The organism is Tessaracoccus pujii, from assembly GCF_054483895.1.
The window spans coordinates 1,003,399-1,018,560 of sequence record NZ_CM137012.1 but is presented as its reverse complement, the minus strand read 5'-3'; the positions used below and the strand labels follow the sequence as shown (position 1 = coordinate 1,018,560).

Annotated in this window: 16 protein-coding genes; 5 read left to right on the top strand and 11 right to left on the bottom strand. The window is 68.8% G+C overall.

Going from position 1 to position 15,162, the window contains the following annotated elements; translation table 11 throughout:
* Position 1: 1 nt before the first annotated feature.
* Positions 2-1,402, bottom strand: coding sequence for a dihydrolipoyl dehydrogenase (gene lpdA / locus ACX1D0_RS04925; RefSeq protein WP_459019776.1), 1,401 nt, complete (start codon positions 1,400-1,402; stop codon positions 2-4).
* A 90-nt stretch (positions 1,403-1,492) separates the two neighbouring features.
* Between lpdA and relB the strand changes: the two genes are divergently transcribed.
* Entirely contained in the window at positions 1,493-3,031 is a 1,539-nt protein-coding gene (relB, locus tag ACX1D0_RS04920; RefSeq protein ID WP_459019775.1) for a type II toxin-antitoxin system RelB family anti-toxin, read from the top strand.
* Between the two features lie 6 nt (positions 3,032-3,037).
* On the opposite strand, the gene pdxY is transcribed toward relB, so the two are convergent.
* Positions 3,038-3,892, bottom strand: coding sequence for a pyridoxal kinase PdxY (gene pdxY / locus ACX1D0_RS04915; RefSeq protein ID WP_459019774.1), 855 nt, complete (start codon positions 3,890-3,892; stop codon positions 3,038-3,040).
* Between the two features lie 85 nt (positions 3,893-3,977).
* Between pdxY and ACX1D0_RS04910 the strand changes: the two genes are divergently transcribed.
* Together ACX1D0_RS04910 and ACX1D0_RS04905 are read left to right on the top strand one after the other, a co-directional pair.
* Entirely contained in the window at positions 3,978-4,748 is a 771-nt protein-coding gene (locus ACX1D0_RS04910) for a glycerophosphodiester phosphodiesterase family protein (RefSeq protein WP_459019773.1), read from the top strand.
* 56 nt (positions 4,749-4,804) lie between these two features.
* Positions 4,805-5,146 carry an RNA polymerase-binding protein RbpA gene (locus ACX1D0_RS04905; protein ID WP_459019772.1) on the top strand — a complete coding sequence of 114 codons (342 nt, stop codon included), beginning with the start codon at positions 4,805-4,807 and terminating at the stop codon, positions 5,144-5,146.
* On the opposite strand, the gene ACX1D0_RS04900 is transcribed toward ACX1D0_RS04905, so the two are convergent.
* From ACX1D0_RS04900 to lnt, 3 genes are read right to left on the bottom strand one after another with little or no spacing between them, the layout of a single operon-like run.
* Positions 5,140-5,694, bottom strand: coding sequence for an FxsA family protein (locus ACX1D0_RS04900; protein WP_459019771.1), 555 nt, complete (start codon positions 5,692-5,694; stop codon positions 5,140-5,142). The two genes, ACX1D0_RS04905 and ACX1D0_RS04900, sit on opposite strands and share 7 nt — an antisense overlap.
* Before the next feature lie 4 nt (positions 5,695-5,698).
* The gene (locus ACX1D0_RS04895) at positions 5,699-6,478 is read right to left on the bottom strand and encodes a polyprenol monophosphomannose synthase (protein WP_459019770.1); all 780 of its coding nucleotides are present in this window, start codon (positions 6,476-6,478) and stop codon (positions 5,699-5,701) included.
* Positions 6,475-7,998, bottom strand: coding sequence for an apolipoprotein N-acyltransferase (lnt, locus tag ACX1D0_RS04890; protein WP_459019769.1), 1,524 nt, complete (start codon positions 7,996-7,998; stop codon positions 6,475-6,477). Before lnt ends, ACX1D0_RS04895 begins: the two co-directional genes overlap by 4 nt.
* A 53-nt stretch (positions 7,999-8,051) precedes the next feature.
* Between lnt and ACX1D0_RS04885 the strand changes: the two genes are divergently transcribed.
* The gene (locus tag ACX1D0_RS04885; RefSeq protein ID WP_459019768.1) at positions 8,052-8,942 is read left to right on the top strand and encodes a 5'-3' exonuclease; all 891 of its coding nucleotides are present in this window, start codon (positions 8,052-8,054) and stop codon (positions 8,940-8,942) included.
* On the opposite strand, the gene metW is transcribed toward ACX1D0_RS04885, so the two are convergent.
* The 3 genes from metW to ACX1D0_RS04870 are packed head-to-tail and all read right to left on the bottom strand — an operon-like array spanning position 8,932 to position 11,419.
* On the bottom strand, positions 8,932-9,534 hold the full coding sequence (gene metW, locus ACX1D0_RS04880) for a methionine biosynthesis protein MetW (protein WP_459019767.1): 603 nt from the start codon (positions 9,532-9,534) through the stop codon (positions 8,932-8,934). The genes ACX1D0_RS04885 and metW overlap by 11 nt on opposite strands.
* Positions 9,531-10,673, bottom strand: a complete 1,143-nt coding sequence (gene metX, locus ACX1D0_RS04875) for a homoserine O-acetyltransferase MetX (RefSeq protein ID WP_459019766.1) — start codon at positions 10,671-10,673, stop codon at positions 9,531-9,533. Before metX ends, metW begins: the two co-directional genes overlap by 4 nt.
* A gap of 29 nt (positions 10,674-10,702) precedes the next feature.
* A complete protein-coding gene (locus tag ACX1D0_RS04870) occupies positions 10,703-11,419 on the bottom strand; it encodes a VIT1/CCC1 transporter family protein (RefSeq protein WP_459019765.1) in 717 nt (238 codons plus the stop codon).
* A gap of 87 nt (positions 11,420-11,506) precedes the next feature.
* Here ACX1D0_RS04870 and ACX1D0_RS04865 point away from each other — a divergent pair, with 87 nt between their 5' ends.
* Positions 11,507-11,689, top strand: coding sequence for a hypothetical protein (locus ACX1D0_RS04865; RefSeq protein WP_459019764.1), 183 nt, complete (start codon positions 11,507-11,509; stop codon positions 11,687-11,689).
* Here ACX1D0_RS04865 and ACX1D0_RS04860 read toward each other — a convergent pair.
* The 3 genes from ACX1D0_RS04860 to ACX1D0_RS04850 all read right to left on the bottom strand — a co-directional run bounded on the left by ACX1D0_RS04860 (position 11,686) and on the right by ACX1D0_RS04850 (position 15,156).
* Positions 11,686-12,966 carry an O-acetylhomoserine aminocarboxypropyltransferase/cysteine synthase family protein gene (locus tag ACX1D0_RS04860; protein ID WP_459019763.1) on the bottom strand — a complete coding sequence of 427 codons (1,281 nt, stop codon included), beginning with the start codon at positions 12,964-12,966 and terminating at the stop codon, positions 11,686-11,688. The two genes, ACX1D0_RS04865 and ACX1D0_RS04860, sit on opposite strands and share 4 nt — an antisense overlap.
* Before the next feature lie 91 nt (positions 12,967-13,057).
* The gene (locus ACX1D0_RS04855) at positions 13,058-13,753 is read right to left on the bottom strand and encodes an alpha/beta fold hydrolase (protein ID WP_459019762.1); all 696 of its coding nucleotides are present in this window, start codon (positions 13,751-13,753) and stop codon (positions 13,058-13,060) included.
* Positions 13,754-13,797: 44 nt separating this feature from the next.
* Positions 13,798-15,156 carry an L-serine ammonia-lyase gene (locus ACX1D0_RS04850; protein WP_459019761.1) on the bottom strand — a complete coding sequence of 453 codons (1,359 nt, stop codon included), beginning with the start codon at positions 15,154-15,156 and terminating at the stop codon, positions 13,798-13,800.
* Positions 15,157-15,162: the final 6 nt, after the last annotated feature.

The following is a 15,162-nucleotide window of genomic DNA, read 5'->3' as shown; positions in this document are numbered from 1 at the left end:
GTCAGAAGTTGATCATGTGGCCGGCGATGCCCTCGACGGCCTCCTTGAGCGCCTCGGACAGCGTGGGGTGCGCATGGATGTTGCGCCCCACCTCGTCGGCGGTGAGGTCGTAGGCCTGCGCCAGCGTCAGTTCCGGAAGCAGTTCGGTGACGTCCGGGCCGATCATGTGCGCGCCGAGGATCTCGTTGTAGCGTGCGTCCGCGACCACCTTGACGAATCCGGCGCCCTCGCCCAGGCCCCACGCCTTGCCGTTGGCGGCGAAGGGGAACTTGGCCACCTTCACCTCGTAGCCCTTGTCCTTGGCCTGTTGCTCGGTGTAGCCGAACGAGGCGATCTGCGGCTGGCAGTAGGTGGCGCGCGGGATCATGTCGTAGTTGATCGGGTGGGTCTCCACGCCCGCGATGGTCTCCGCCGCCACGACACCCTGGGCCTCGGCCGTGTGTGCCAGCATCATCTTGCCGGTGCAGTCTCCGATGGCGTAGATGTGGGGCACGTTGGTGCGCATGTAGTCGTCGATGCCGATGGCTTTGCGCTCCGTCACCGCGACCCCGGTGGCCTCCAGCCCGTAGCCGTCGAGGCGGGGCGCGAACCCGATGGCGGAGAGGAAGCGGTCCGCCTCCAGCACCGTCTGCTCGCCGCCCGCGGCGGGGCTCACCGTGACCCTGACTCCGGTTCCGGTGTCCTCGATGCCCTCGACCTTGGTGGAGGTCAGCACCGTGACGCCGAGCTTCTTGTAGGCCTTGGCCAGCTCCGCGGAAACCTCGGCGTCCTCCGTCGGAACCATCCGGTCCAGGTATTCGACGATGGTGACCTTGGTCCCGTACTGGCTCAGCACGTAGGCGAACTCGGTGCCGATCGCGCCGGAGCCCCCGACGATGATGGATCCGGGGACCGAGTCGGAGAGGATCTGCTCCTCGTAGGTCACCACGTTGGCGGAGGTCCGGGTGCCGGGCAGCATGCGGGTGGTTGCTCCCACTGCGATGATCGCGTTGGTGAACGTGACGCTGCGCTTCTGCCCGCCGTCGCCGACCACCTCGATGGTGTGGGCGTCGAGGAACGAGCCCCACCCGTCGATCTCGGTGATCTTGTTCTTCTTCATGAGGTAGTGGATGCCCTTGGTCATCCGCTCCGACACCTGACGGCTGCGCTGGTAGGCCTTGCCGTAGTTGAAGGTCACCTCACCCTCGATACCGAATGTCGCGGCTTCGTGGGTGAAGATGTGCGCCAACTCCGCGTTGCGCAGCAGGGACTTGGTGGGAATGCAGCCGATGTTGAGGCAGACCCCGCCCCAGTACTGCTTCTCGATCACGGCGACCTTGAGTCCCAGTTGGGCGGCGCGGATGGCAGAGACATAGCCTCCGGGGCCGGCGCCGAGGACAACGACGTCAAATTCAGAGCTCATGGGCTTCACTGTAGTGCCCTCCCTCCTGGCCTGCGGGGCACCCGCGGCGGTTTCCGGGACGTTATCTCACCCATGAGATAATCTGTCCCGATGAGCGCAACGAGTGAGTCCATCGGACGCATGATCCGTGAGGCCCGGACGGCCAGGGGGTGGTCCCAGCAGAAGCTGGCAGACGAGCTGGGCAGTGTGCAGAGTGCGGTGCACCGCATCGAGAACGGGCAGCAGAACCTGTCGTTGAGCATGATCAACCGCCTCGCCGAGGCGCTGGACATGCCCCTGATCCAGACGGCCACCCAGGGCAGCGTCAATTTCGAGATCAAGGGCCCCAGCCGCCTGGCCGGCGAGATCGACGTGCGCACCAGCAAGAACGCCGCCATGGCCATCCTCTGCGCCAGCCTGCTCAACCAGGGCCGTACCGTGCTGCGGGGCATCGCACGGATCGAGGAGGTCGACCGGATCAGTGAGGTCCTGGCCTCCATCGGCGTCCAGCTGACGTGGACCGGCGACAACGATCTTGAGATCGTCCGCCCCGCCGTGCTCACCCCGGACACCATCGACGCACGTGCCGCGAAGCGCACCCGCAGCATCCTGATGCTGTTGGGCCCGCTCATGCACGAGTTCGACCAGTTCCTGCTCCCCTACGCCGGCGGCTGTGATCTCGGCGCACGCACCGTGCATCCCCACCTGTCGGCGCTGCACAAGATGGGGCTGACCGTCGAGGCCACCGAGGGGAACTACCACGCGGTCGTGCGCAGTATCTCCGACGAGCCCCGGTCCATCACCCTGATCGAACGCGGCGACACCGTGACGGAGAACGCCATCATGGCGGCGGCCCGGACGCCCGGCGTCACCACGCTGCGCAACGCCTCCGGCAACTACATGGTGCAGGACCTGTGCTTCTTCCTGCAGCTGCTCGGGGTGCAGATCGACGGCGTGGGCACCACCACCCTGACGGTCACCGGGCGGGAGCACATCGAGGTCGACGTCGAGTATCACATCTCCGAGGACCCCATCGAGGCCATGAGCCTGCTCACCGCCGGCATCGTGACGAAGTCGGAGATCACGGTGCGGCGATGCCCCATCGAGTTCCTCGAGGTCGAGTTCGCCGTCCTCGACGAGATGGGCCAGGAGCTGGAGCTGTCGGAGGAGTACCGCAGCCGCAACGGCCAGACGCGACTGGTGGATGTCACCGTCAAGCCCTCGGACCTCGTCGCGCCGCTGGACAAGATCCACCCCATGCCGTTCCCCGGGCTCAACATCGACAACCTGCCCTTCTTCGCCGTCATCTGCGCCACAGCCACCGGGCAGAGCATGATCTACGACTGGGTCTACGACAATCGGGCCATCCACCTGAAGAAGCTGTCGGACCTGGGCGCCAACATCCAGCTCATGGACGCCCATCGGCTGCTCATCATCGGTCCGACGAAGTGGCGCGGCCGCGAGGTGGAGTCACCGCCGGCGCTGCGTCCGGCGGTGTGCCTGCTGCTCGCGGCGTTGGCGGCCCGCGGCACCACAAACCTGATGGACGTCTACGTCATCAACCGTGGCTACGAGGACCTCCCCCAGCGGCTCAACAAGCTGGGCGCCTCCATCAACGTCTTCTGGGGCACGCCCGAGACCGACGACTGAGCCCGCTCAGGCGAGGGGCACGGCCTCGAAGGTGAAGCGCGGGTCCACGATGTCGTTCTGCGCGTCCACGAGCCGCAACTCCGGATGGCCGGCCGATGTGGTGGCCTCCAGCACGGAGTACACGATCGAGGCGGTGGATCCCAGCGCGGCGCCCACGTCGCGCGAGCGCAGCCAGTGGGCCAGGAACATGGCCGTGGTCAGGTCCCCGGAGCCCGTGAACGTCCGATCCAGCACCGGAGTTTCAACCTGCCACGCGCCGTCGGGACCCACTCCGATCATCCGCATCGCGTCGTCCGGGGCGTCCGAGCCCACGACCGACGTGACGACCACCACCTGCGGGCCACGGCTGCGGAGCTCCTCGACGGCCTCGAGCACGTCGGCGGTGGTGCGCGTGGGGTGGCCGGTCAGGAACTCCAGCTCGAAGAGGTTGGGCGTCATGATGTCGGCCCTTGCCACCACGTGATCGCGCCAGAACTCGGGGATTCCGGGGCGGGCGTAGAAGCCCCGGTCCACGTCGCCCATCACCGGGTCGGCGCAGAACACCGCGAGCGGATTCTGCTGCCGGATGAGCTCGGCCGCCTCCAGGATCACCGCTCCCACCTCCGGTGTGCCCTGGTATCCGCAGAGCAGCGCGTCCACCGCACCGAGGACCCCGCGGTCGTGGATGCCCTGGACCACGTCCCACACGTCCGAGGCGGGGATGAGGGGCCCGCGCCACGCGCCGTAGCCGGTGTGGTTGGAGAAGTTCACGGTGTAGACGGGCCAGACGTCCACACCCGAGCGCTGCAGCGGAAAGACTGCCGACGAGTTCCCGGCGTGGCCGTAGGCGACGGCGGATTGGATCGAGACAACCGTGGTCATTGGGTCATCCTTGCACCGAAGCTGGCCTGACCACCCCGGCGGCGCGCTGGCGAAGCGTTCCGCGAGGACACTAAGCTTCGTAGCTATGGCCGGTGTGCACGACGACTACCTGTCGCCTGAGTTCATTCCGATGGCCCACCGGGGCGGGGCGTTGCTGACCGACAACCTGGGCATCGAGAACACTGTGCGCGCCTTCGCCAACGCCGTCTCGCTGGGATTCCGCTACCTCGAGACCGATGTGCACGCCACCGTGGACGGTCACGTCGTGGCCTTCCACGACGACGACTTCTCCCGCGTCACGGACATGGACGGCGCCCTGCGCACTGTGACGCTCGACGAGGTGGGCCAGCTCCGCGTCGGAGGCCGCGAGCCCATTCCCACGCTCGACGAACTGCTGGAGACCTTCCCGGACTGCAGCTTCAACATCGACATCAAGCACGCGTCGGCGGTGCGGCCGCTGGCGGAGGTCATCGGGCGCCACGAGGCGGAGCGTCGCGTGTGCGTCGGATCCTTCTCGCGCTCGAACATCCAGCGCTTCAGGTCCCTGTTGCCCCGCGTGGCCACGGCCGTCTCCACCACCGGGGTCGCGGGGATGGCGCTGGGGGCCATGCCCGGCGGCGGGCAGGTGTTCCAGGTTCCCCTCAGGCATGCGTTGGGTCCGATGTCGATCGATATCGTCACGCCGAAGAACATTGAGCGGATCCACAGGGCCGGCCGGAAGATCCACGTGTGGACCATCGATGACCCCACCACGATGCACAGGCTCCTCGACTGGGGCGTCGACGGCATTGTGACGGACCGGCCCGATTTGCTCAAAGAGGTGCTCCGTGCACGAGGGATGTGGTCTACTCGGTAACGGCTGAGGAACGAATCGGGAGCCCGATTCGTTGGTAGGCAGACGAAGGAGGCAACATGGCTGATCGTGCACTGCGCGGTATGGGGCTGGGCTCCAAGACGTTCGAGGACGAGCAGGGGATCGAGTTCGCCGAACGGCGTCAGCTCGCGTTCGACTGCCCGAAGGGCCACCACTTCTCGGTGACGTTCGCGCTCGAGGCGGACCTGCCGACCGAGTGGGAGTGCAAGAAGTGCGGATCCACCGCTGTCCGGGCGGACGGCGTGGTGGGCGAGGAGAAGGCCACCAAACCGGCCCGCACCCACTGGGACATGCTGCGTGAGCGGCGTTCCATCCCCGAGCTCGAGGACATCCTCAACGAGCAGCTCACCAAGCTGCGCGAGTCCGACCGGATCTACTGATCCGAACTCCCCCCACGGTCCGTGGTGTTGTCGTCCTCGACGATCTCGCCGCGGATCGTGTCATGTCCGGCACCGCTCGCCTCCGACGCGTCGATCCCCGGGATCAGCGTCTGTCCGTGAGGTGCCACGTCGCCCTTGATGACGGTGATGGCCGCACCTGAGCGCTGGATCGTCTTCGACGCCCACCAGACGATGGCCGAGCGCACGAACGGCCGGGTGAAGGGCAACAGCAGCAGCAGGCCCAGCACGTCGGTGAGCAGCCCTGGAAGCACCAGGAGCACGCCTCCCACCAGGATCAGCGACGCGTCGGCCAGCCGCCCTGACGGCAGTTCGCCGGATCTCAGCGCCTCCGCCAGCGCCCCCCATGCCTTCCGCCACTCGCGCTGCAGCAGGTAGATGCCCAGCAGGGTCGTGGCCAGGAGGATGGCCAGGGTCCACCAGCCGATCTCCCCGGCCACCCACAGGATGGCCCCGATCTCGGCGAAGACGAGAACGAAGACGGTCACTGCCATCAGGCCGAACTGGAAGGCCCCTCTGCGCACGGCCACGCGATCAGCCCGCCTTGCCGAGGCCGAGGACGCGGCGCACCATGCCCGCGACCTGGCCGAGACGGTGATCGATCCCCCACAGCGTGGTGCGGACCAGCGCCTCCACGACGATGTTGCGGCTCATCTTGGAGTCCCCGAACTCGCGCTCGACGAACTCGATGGGCACCTCGACCACTCGGAACCCGCTCTTCAGGGCGCGCCAGACGAGGTCGATCTGGAAGCAGTAGCCGGCCGAGGCGACCTCGTCGAGGCTGATGCCGCGAAGTGTGGAGGCGCGATAGGCGTTGAAGCCGCCGGTGGCGTCCTTGACGGGGATGCCGAGCCACAGCCTGGTCCACAGCGATCCACCCTTCGAGATGAACTCGCGCGACTTGGGCCAGTTCACCACCGAGCCGCCCTTGACCCAGCGCGAGCCCTTGACCATGTCGGCGCCGTCCTCGATGGCCTCCAGCAGGCGCGGCAACTCCTCGGGTTGGTGGGAACCGTCGGCGTCGTGGGACACCAGCACCCCGTAGCCCTGGTCCAGCCCCCAGTGGAACCCGGCGAGGTACGCGGCTCCCAGGCCCTCCTTGCCCTTGCGGTGCATGACGTGGACGTGGTCGTCGCCCTCGGCCAGGCGGTCCGCCACCTCCCCGGTGCCGTCAGGCGAGTTGTCGTCGGCGATGAGGACATGGGCGTGCGGTACCGCACGGCGCAACCGGGTTGTGATGCTCTCGATGTTCTGCGACTCGTTGTACGTCGGGATGATCACGAGAACTCGGTCGAGCGCGTCCTGGCTGGTCATGCATCTTCTCTCTGCTTGGAACGTCCCCGCCATGCTACTCGGCCGACGCCGGCAAGCGTGGCGGCGCACGCCGCCCACGCCAACCACGGGCTGAGGTGCACGGAGAGGTTGATGTTGGACCGCAGTGGAAGCACCGTGGTCACGCTCGCGGCGTCGTACTCGGCGGTGATGTCCTGCACGCGGCCCCGCGTGTCGATGATCGCGGAGAGGGAGTTCAGCGTGGACGCGGCCACCTCCCGGCCCAGTTCCATCGCGCGCACCCGGTTGATGACCAGTTGCTGGTGCGGCTCGAACGTGCCTGCGTAGGTGTTGGTGTTGGACTGCGACACCACCACCTCAGCGCCACCCCTGATCATCTCGTAGCTGGTGTCGTCGTAGGCCAGTTCGAAGCAGATCAGAGTGCCCACCACGAGCCCCGGGAACCTGGCCGTGGGAGCCGCCACGACGCCCGGCCCCTCACCGGGAATGGACTGACGCCCGATCTGCTGCAGGATCGGTAGCCGCGGGAGGAGAACCTCACGGAAGGGGATCCACTCCCCGAACGGGACGAGGTCACGCTTGTGGTAGACATCGCCCGGGCCGCTCACCGGATCCCACCAGATGCTCGAGGTCTGCCGGGAGTCCGGCACCGGACCGTCGGTGACGGCGCCGACGAACACGGGTGTGTCCGCGAGCCGCACGGCCAGTTCCACCAGGCCGCGCGTGGCGGGATCCGCCATCGGATCGACATCCGTGGCGTTCTCCGGCCAGAGCACGAAATCCACCTCCGCATCTGCCGCGCGGGCCTCCGCGAGCGCGAAAACGGTCTCGCTGAGCGCGTTGTTGGTCACCGAGCGGGCGTAGGTGGCGCTGCCCTTCTCGGCCCGATTCACGCCCGGCTGCACCATGGTCACGGTGACGAACGCCTCGGGGTCCTCGGTGGGGACCAGGTGGGCGAGCCCACCGAGGCCGAACACCGCCGCGATCCCCGCCGCCGCGACCAGCCGCCGGCCGGGAGCCACCAGGGCCACGAGGGCGCCCTGCGCCACCAACGCCACCAGGTACCCGACCCCCGTCACACCCACCCAGGCGAGCAGCCCCGACATGGGCTGATCGACGGTGGTGTAGGCGAGCCGGGTCCACGAGAATCCGCCGAACGGAACCTTGCCGGAGGCGAACTCCATGGCCACCCAGGCGGCGGGCACGAGCACAGGCCACAGCCGCAGGCGCGTCAGGAGGCTCACGGCGACCGCGAGCAGTCCCCACCACAGGGACACGAACGCCACGAGCGCCACACCCACACCGGCGCCCAGCACCGAGACCCAGGAGACGGTCAGCGTGTTCATCGCGAGACCCACCAGGTATCCCAGCCCGAAGACCGTCCGGGGACGGCGCCCGGCCATCAGCCACGTGAACAACGCCAGGCCGGCGATGGTGGCCGGCCAGAGGCCCATCGGGGCCTGACCGGCACCGATCAGCAGTCCGGTGGCGACGGCGAGCACCAGGGATGCCTGGATCGGCAGCGGGGGGCGGAAGATCACGAGGCCCAAGGGTACCCGGCCCCGCTCCCGAAGCCCTGTGTCAGGATGGCCGGGTGAGCTCGCTGATGGCCTTCGACACCTCCTACCTCTACTTCCGTGCCTTCTTCGGCGTGCCGTCGACGTTCCGCGCGCCCGATGGCCGCCCCGTCAACGCGGTGCGAGGCACCCTGGATTTCATCGCGCGGCTCGCGGCCCAGTACGGTCCGGACGCGTTGGTGTGCGCGTGGGACGACGACTGGCGACCGGCCTGGCGGGTGGACCTGATCCCCAGCTACAAGGCGCACCGCGTCATCGAGGCGGCCGGCGGCGACCAGGAACTGGTCGACGACGACCTCACGGTTCAGGTACCCCTGATCCGTGCGTGCCTCGAGGCGCTGGGCATCCCCGTCGTCGGCGCGGCGCACCACGAGGCCGACGACGTGCTGGCTTCCCTCGCCCGCCAGCACGACGGGACCAGCCTGGTGGTGACCGGTGACAGGGACCTGTTCCAGCTGGTCGACGACCACACCAGCGTCGTCTACGTGGCCCGTGGCGTGGCGAAGCACGAGCTGGTGACCCCGGAATGGCTGGCCTCCAGGTATGCCCTGACCCCGGAGCGGTACGTGGACTTCGCGGTGTTGCGGGGGGACCCCTCGGACGGCCTGCCCGGGGTGAAGGGCATCGGGGAGAAGAGCGCCGCGACCCTCGTGACGGCCTACCCGTCGCTCGAGGCGATGGTGGCGGCGGCGGTCGACCCAGCGTCCGGGATGTCGCCGTCGGTGCGCACGAAGCTGCTGGCCGACGTCGACTACCTGGCCAGGGCCCGCGAGGTGGTCACCTGCGTGGACACCCTTGCGCTGCCCAGCCTGGACCGGTCACCGATCGACGGGGCGCGGCTGGACGCACTGACGGAGGACCTCGGGCTCGGCGGCTCCGCGGCTCGCCTGCGTGCGCTCATCTCCTAGCGTGCAGTAGATACAGCGACGAGCTGGCCAGGAGGTTCGCCGCGACGTTTCCCATCGGATGCGCGCGCCCGACCGCGTCGAGGGCGATCCGGGAGTCGATCGCCATCCCGAGGCTCGCGAACAGCGGCTCCAGGTCCGGCAGCGACGAGTGGTGCAGGTTGGGCGTGTCGTACCACTCGAAGGGCAGGTCTCTGGACATGGGCATCCGCCCGGACAGCAGCCGCACCCGGTTGCGCCAGTGGGCGAAGTTGGGCATCGAGACCACCGAGTGAACGGCGATCCGGCCGATCTCCTGCAGGACCTGGCGCGGCCGGCGCACCGTCTGCAGGGTGCGGGACAGCACGACGAAGTCGTAGGAATCGTCGCCGAACTCCCCCAGCTGCGTGTCGAGGTCGAGCTCGATCACGTCTACCCCGCTGCGCAGCGCGGTGACGAGATTGGCCGGATCCATGTCCACCCCGGTCCCGGAGCAGCCTTTCAGGGTGAGGAGACGCAGGAGTTCGCCGTCGCCGCAGCCCAGATCCAGGACGCGCGACCCCTCGGGGATGAGCTTGGCGATGAGCCACAGGTCGGGGCGGAGGGTGTCGCTCATGTCAGGTCCTCCGCTGCGCGCTCCAGATAGGCCCGCACGGTGTCGAAGTAGTCCGGCACGTCGAGCAGGAAGGAGTCGTGCCCCCACGGGGACCTGATCTCGCGGAACGACGTGGGCAGGCGCGCACCCTCCAGGTGCCGGACGATCCGCCTGGAGTGCTCGGTCGAGAACCTCCAGTCCGTGTCGAAACTCACGATCAGGAACCGGACGGGGTCGTCGATGAGTGCGGCGAGGGCGTGATCGTCGGCGAAGGGGTCGAAGTAGTCCATCACCCGGGTCAGGTAGAGATAGCTCAGCGCGTCGAAGCGCGAGAGGAATCGTTCGCCCTGATGCTCGAGGTAGCTCTCGACGGCGAAGTCCACGCCGAAGTTCTTCGCCAGCTCACCCCGCTGCGCCGTACGGCCGAACTTCTCCTCGAAACCGCCCTCGGACAGGTAGGTGATGTGGGCCATCATCCTGGCCACCGACAGCCCCTTCCGCGGCGACGTGCCGGCGGTGAGGAAGCGGCCGTCCATGAAGTGCGAGTCGCGCATGATCGCCTGGCGCCCGACGGCGGAGAACGCGATGTTCTGTGCCGTGAGACGCGACGACGCCGCGAAGATCAGCGCCCTGCCCATCTCGGTGGGATGGGTCATCGCCCACTGGAGCACCTGCATACCCCCCAACGAGCCCCCGACGACGGCAGCGAACCGCTCGATCCCCAGATGGCGGGCCAGCCCGCGGTGAACCTCGACGAAGTCCGCCATGTCCAGCAGCGGGAAGTCCAGGCCGTACGCCTCACCCGTGGCCGGGTTCGTCGACGACGGACCCGTGGTCCCCTGGCAGCCGCCGAGGATGTTGGAGCACACCACGAACCAGACATCCGTGTCGACCGGTTTCCCGGGGCCGATCATGGTGTCCCACCAGCCGGGGCGCGTATCGCCCGCGTGGACACCGGCGGCGTGTGCGTCCCCGGTGAGGGCGTGGCAGATGTAGATGGCGTTGCTGCGGTCCGCGTTGAGCACGCCGTAGGTCTCGTAGGCCACGTCGACCCGGGGCAGGGTGGCTCCACTGCGCAACGTGAAGGGGCGGGCGTCGTCGAACACCGTCACCTGTCTCGTCTCCACGAGGCCGACGCTGCTGTGGGGAGGGCGGTTCACCCCCCCATTCTTGCAGCAGGCCGGGGAGTTCAGATCCCGGAGACGCCCAGCATCAGACCGATGGCGTAGGTGGTGCCCAGGGCGAGGAGCCCACCTGACACCACGCGCAGCACGGCCCTGCCCGCGGGGGCGCCGCCCAGCCGGGCCCCGAGGCCGCCGGTCGTGGCCAGGGCGATGAGGACGGCGACGACGGTGACCGGGATCCGCAGCGGGATGGGCGTCAGCAGAATGGTGAGCAGCGGCAGCACGGCCCCGGCGAGGAATGCGACGGCAGAGGCGAGGGCCGCATGCCAGGGGTTGACGATCTCGTCCTCGGCTAGATGGAAGCGCTGGGACAGGTGGGCCTTGACCGCGTGGCTCTCCCCGATCTCGGCGACCACCCGCTCCGCCGTCTCCCTGGTCAGGCCCTGCCTCTGGTAGGCGGTGGTCAACTCCTCGTCGGCCGCGCGCCGGTTCGAGGTGAGGAGGGTGCGCAGCGAGGCGATCAGGGAGCGCTGCGAGTCCGCGGCGCTGGACACGGACACATACTCGCCCAGCGCCATCGAGATGGCACCGGCGACCACCGCCGCGACCCCGGCGAGCAGGACCGGCGTGACGGTCGGTGTGGCCGCGGCGACGCCCACCACGGTGGCGGAGATGGACACGATGCCGTCGTTGGCGCCGAGCACGCCGGCTCTCAGCCAGTTGAGGCGGCCCGAGAGCTCTGCTGACTCGACGCGGTCTGCGGTGGTGACAGTGGCGCTCATAGGCCCATTCGACACCCGTTTCGGCCCGCCGTCCAGACAGGAAAGGCTACCCTGACGAGCATCGATCCACCCGCGTCTGGAGGACTCATGAGCGAACATTCCACCCCCGGCCCCACCGATGAGGCCGTCATCGACGACACCGAGCTGACTCAGCGCCCCACCGAAGGCCCGGACGAGGGTGAGCATCTGCACGCCTCGGACCATTCGATCGCCGAGGAGGACATCGAGGCCGACATCAGCCACCAGGAGGCGGATCCCCGCCAGCTCTAGATCTTCTCCAGTGCCTGGGCGAGGTCGGCCAGGATGTCGTCGATGTGCTCGATGCCCACCGAGAGGCGCACCATCTCCGCCGGAACACCCGCCGAGCGGAGCTCCTCGTCGGAGAGCTGCGAGTGCGTGGTGGAGGCGTTGTGGATGGCCAGGGACTTCGCGTCGCCGATGTTGGCCAGGTGGCTGAACAGCTCCAACGACTCCACGACGGTAGTCCCCGCATCCCGGCCGCCCTCCACCCCGAAGGACACCAGGCCGCCGAAACCGCCCCTGAGGATGCGGGTGGCGATCTCGTGCGTGGGGCTGGACTCCAACCCCGGGTAGTTGACCCATGCCACCTTCGGGTGGTCGCTGAGGAACTGGGCCACCTTCATGGCGTTCTCGCTGTGCCGCTCCATCCGCAGGTGCAGTGTCTCGATGCCCTGCAGGAGCAGGAACGAGTTCATCGGAGCGATCGCGGCGCCGGTGTTGCGAAGCAGCACGGTGCGGGCGCGGATCACGTAGGCGGCCGGGCCGGCCGCCTCGGTCCACACCACGCCGTGGTACGCGTCATCGGGCCGGGTGAGCCCGGGGAAGCGCTCCGCGTGGGCCGACCAGTCGAACCGGCCCGAGTCCACCAGTACCCCGCCGAGCGAGGTGCCGTGCCCGCCCAGGTACTTGGTGGCCGAGTGCACGGCGATGTCCACGCCGTGGTCGAAGACCTTGGTGAGGTGCGGCGTGGGGACCGTGTTGTCCACGATGAACGGCAGGCCCAGCGCGTGTGCCGCCGCGGACCAGGCGTCGAGGTCCACGACGTTGAGGGCGGGGTTGCCCACCGTCTCGCCGAACACCAGCTTCGTGCGCGCGTCCACGTGCTGCGCCAGCTTCTCGGGTTTGGCGGGGTCCACGAACCGGGCCTCGATGCCGAACTGCTTGAGGGTGTGGGCGAAAAGGGCGTAGGTGCCGCCGTAGAGGGTGGACAGCGCGACGATGTTGTCTCCGCTGTAGGTGAGGTTGAGGACCGAGTAGGTGACGGCGGCTGCCCCGGAGGCGGTGGCCAGCGCGCCGACACCCCCTTCGAGCGCGTTGACGCGGGTCTCGAGGACGCTCTGCGTCGGGTTCATGAGGCGGGTGTAGATGTTCCCGGGCCGCGCCAGAGCGAAGAGGTCCGCGGCATGCTGCGCGTCGTCGAACACGAAGCTGGTGGTCTGGTAGATCGGCACCGCCCGCGCGTTGGTGGCGGGGTCCGCCGTCTCCTGGCCTGCGTGGACGGCGAGCGTTTCGGGGCGGTAGGTCATCGGTGACTCCTCGGGGCCGGGTGTGGTCGCCCCCAAGCTAGCGGCACCGGCGCCGACGCGGGAAGGGGTGTCCGTTTCGCCGTCAGCGGACTCACCGCACCGTCGCGGCCCGCAGGATCACCTCGGCGAGGTCCTGGGGCCGGCTGGCCTGCGGCCAGTGGCCAGACTCGAGATCCACGTACCCGGCATGATGGAGCCGCCTCAGTTCGCTGACGGGCTCGAAACCCTTCTCCTGCCAGCCCCGCAACTCGTCGGCGCTGTACTCGGTGCAGACGTTGACGACCGGCACGTCGTAGCGCCGTTCGTCGCCCAGTTCCTGGATCCCCACCGCGAACTCCCCGGGTGCGGGAGTCATGTGACTCTCCAGTTCGGCCTTGGCCGCGTCGTCGAGGTCTGCCGTGTCGGGGCCGTCGAACGCCGCCCATCCCGGGAACGGGACCACGCCGTCGACGGGCTCGAACCCGTCCAGGATGGGGGAACCGTGCGGGATGGGGAAACCGCCCACCAGCACCACGCTCGCCACCTTGTCCGGACGACGGTCGGTCGCGGCCCACGCCGCGGCACAACCCGCCGAGTGGCCCACCAGCACCACATGCCCCGACGAGTTGTCGATCTCGGTGACGACGGCCGCCACCAGGTCCCCGTAGGTCACCGACTCCGGGTCACGGCCGTCATGGCCGGGCGGGGTGAGCGCCACGACGCGGTGCCCGGGCCTCTCCAGGAACGGGACGACCTTGTCCCACGACGAGCCGTCGAGCCAGAGTCCGGGGATGAGGATGATGTCCATCGGTGACCTCCTGCTGACACGCTACCGGGGTCCCCCGCGCCGCGCTAGCACTCGACGACGTTGACCGCGAGGCCGCCGGTGCTGGTCTCCTTGTACTTGCTGTGCATGTCCAGGCCGGTCTGCCGCATGGTGGCGATGACGGCGTCCAGGGAGACGATGTGACGTCCGTCCCCGTGCAGCGCTAGCCTCGCCGCGGTGACCGCGGTGCTGGCTGCGATGGCGTTGCGCTCGATGCAGGGCACCTGGACCAGACCGCCGATGGGGTCGCAGGTGAGGCCGAGATGATGCTCCATCGCGATCTCGGCCGCGTTCTCCACCTGCGCCGGTGTGCCGCCCAGGACGGCGCACAGGCCGGCGGCGGCCATGGCGCAGGCCGAACCCACCTCGGCCTGGCACCCTCCCTCCGCGCCCGAGATGGACGCGTTGGCCTTGATCAGGCTGCCGATGGCCGTGGCGGTGAGCAGGAAGTCGCGGACCTGAGCAGCCCCGGCCGCCGGATGGGAGTCGAGGAAGTAGTGGACGACGGCGGGGATGATGCCGGCGGCTCCGTTGGTGGGGGCGGTGACCACGCGCTCGCCGGAGGCGTTGGCCTCGTTGACGGCCAACGCGTAGACCTGCAGCCATTCGGCCCCACGCTGCCTGCCCTGCTCCTCGGCCTGGAGCTGCTCCATGACGCCGGCGGCACGGCGCGGCACCCGCAGCGGTCCCGGCAGGGTTCCTCGGGCGCCGAGGCCCGCGTCGATGCTGCCCATCATGGCGTCCCAGATGGCGTCGAGTCCTGCGTCGGTGGCGGTGTCGGACCTGATCGACTGCTCGCAGGAGCGCGCCACGTCGGCGACGCTTCGCCCACGCTCCGCGCACACCCGCATGAGTTCCGCCGAGGTCTCGAACGCCACTCCCCCCTGGCCGGGCCCCGTGCGGTCGTCGTCGTCGCCTTCCCGGCGGATGAATCCTCCGCCCACTGAGTAGTAGGTCTCCTCCAGTACCTGTGTTCCGGCGTCGCCGAGGGCACGCAGGGTGACAGCATTGGGATGGGCAGGCTTGCGCGTGAGTGGCGCGAAGCGGACGTCGTCACGGGTGAACGCCACCCGGCCGGTGCCGGGGAGGTCGATCGGCTCACCGTCGGGGTGCCGCGCCCACGCCCCCCTCACGGCCTCCGGTTCGCACGTCTCGGGCCGCATCCCCTGCAGACCCGCCACCAAGGCGTCCGGGGTGCCGTGGCCGATGCCGGTGGCCCCCAGAGACCCGAAGAGCACGATCTCCAGGCGGGCCACGGGGCCTGGCCGGGATGCGAGGCGCGCAGCGAAATCCGCGCCCGCCCGCATGGGACCGACGGTGTGCGACGACGACGGACCGATGCCGATCGAGAACATGTCCAACGCTGACACGTAGCAGCCACCCATGCAGCC

Bases quoted from the DNA above. Each gene is read 5' to 3' on its own strand.
- lpdA (WP_459019776.1), bottom strand. From the start codon at position 1,402: ATGAGCTCTGAATTTGACGTCGTTGTCCTCGGCGCCGGCCCCGGAGGC.
- relB (WP_459019775.1), top strand. From the start codon at position 1,493: ATGAGCGCAACGAGTGAGTCCATCGGACGCATGATCCGTGAGGCCCGG.
- pdxY (WP_459019774.1), bottom strand. From the start codon at position 3,892: ATGACCACGGTTGTCTCGATCCAATCCGCCGTCGCCTACGGCCACGCC.
- ACX1D0_RS04910 (WP_459019773.1), top strand. From the start codon at position 3,978: ATGGCCGGTGTGCACGACGACTACCTGTCGCCTGAGTTCATTCCGATG.
- ACX1D0_RS04905 (WP_459019772.1), top strand. From the start codon at position 4,805: ATGGCTGATCGTGCACTGCGCGGTATGGGGCTGGGCTCCAAGACGTTC.
- ACX1D0_RS04895 (WP_459019770.1), bottom strand. From the start codon at position 6,478: ATGACCAGCCAGGACGCGCTCGACCGAGTTCTCGTGATCATCCCGACG.
- metW (WP_459019767.1), bottom strand. From the start codon at position 9,534: ATGAGCGACACCCTCCGCCCCGACCTGTGGCTCATCGCCAAGCTCATC.
- ACX1D0_RS04870 (WP_459019765.1), bottom strand. From the start codon at position 11,419: ATGAGCGCCACTGTCACCACCGCAGACCGCGTCGAGTCAGCAGAGCTC.
- ACX1D0_RS04865 (WP_459019764.1), top strand. From the start codon at position 11,507: ATGAGCGAACATTCCACCCCCGGCCCCACCGATGAGGCCGTCATCGAC.
- ACX1D0_RS04860 (WP_459019763.1), bottom strand. From the start codon at position 12,966: ATGACCTACCGCCCCGAAACGCTCGCCGTCCACGCAGGCCAGGAGACG.
- ACX1D0_RS04855 (WP_459019762.1), bottom strand. From the start codon at position 13,753: ATGGACATCATCCTCATCCCCGGACTCTGGCTCGACGGCTCGTCGTGG.
- ACX1D0_RS04850 (WP_459019761.1), bottom strand. From the start codon at position 15,156: ATGGGTGGCTGCTACGTGTCAGCGTTGGACATGTTCTCGATCGGCATC.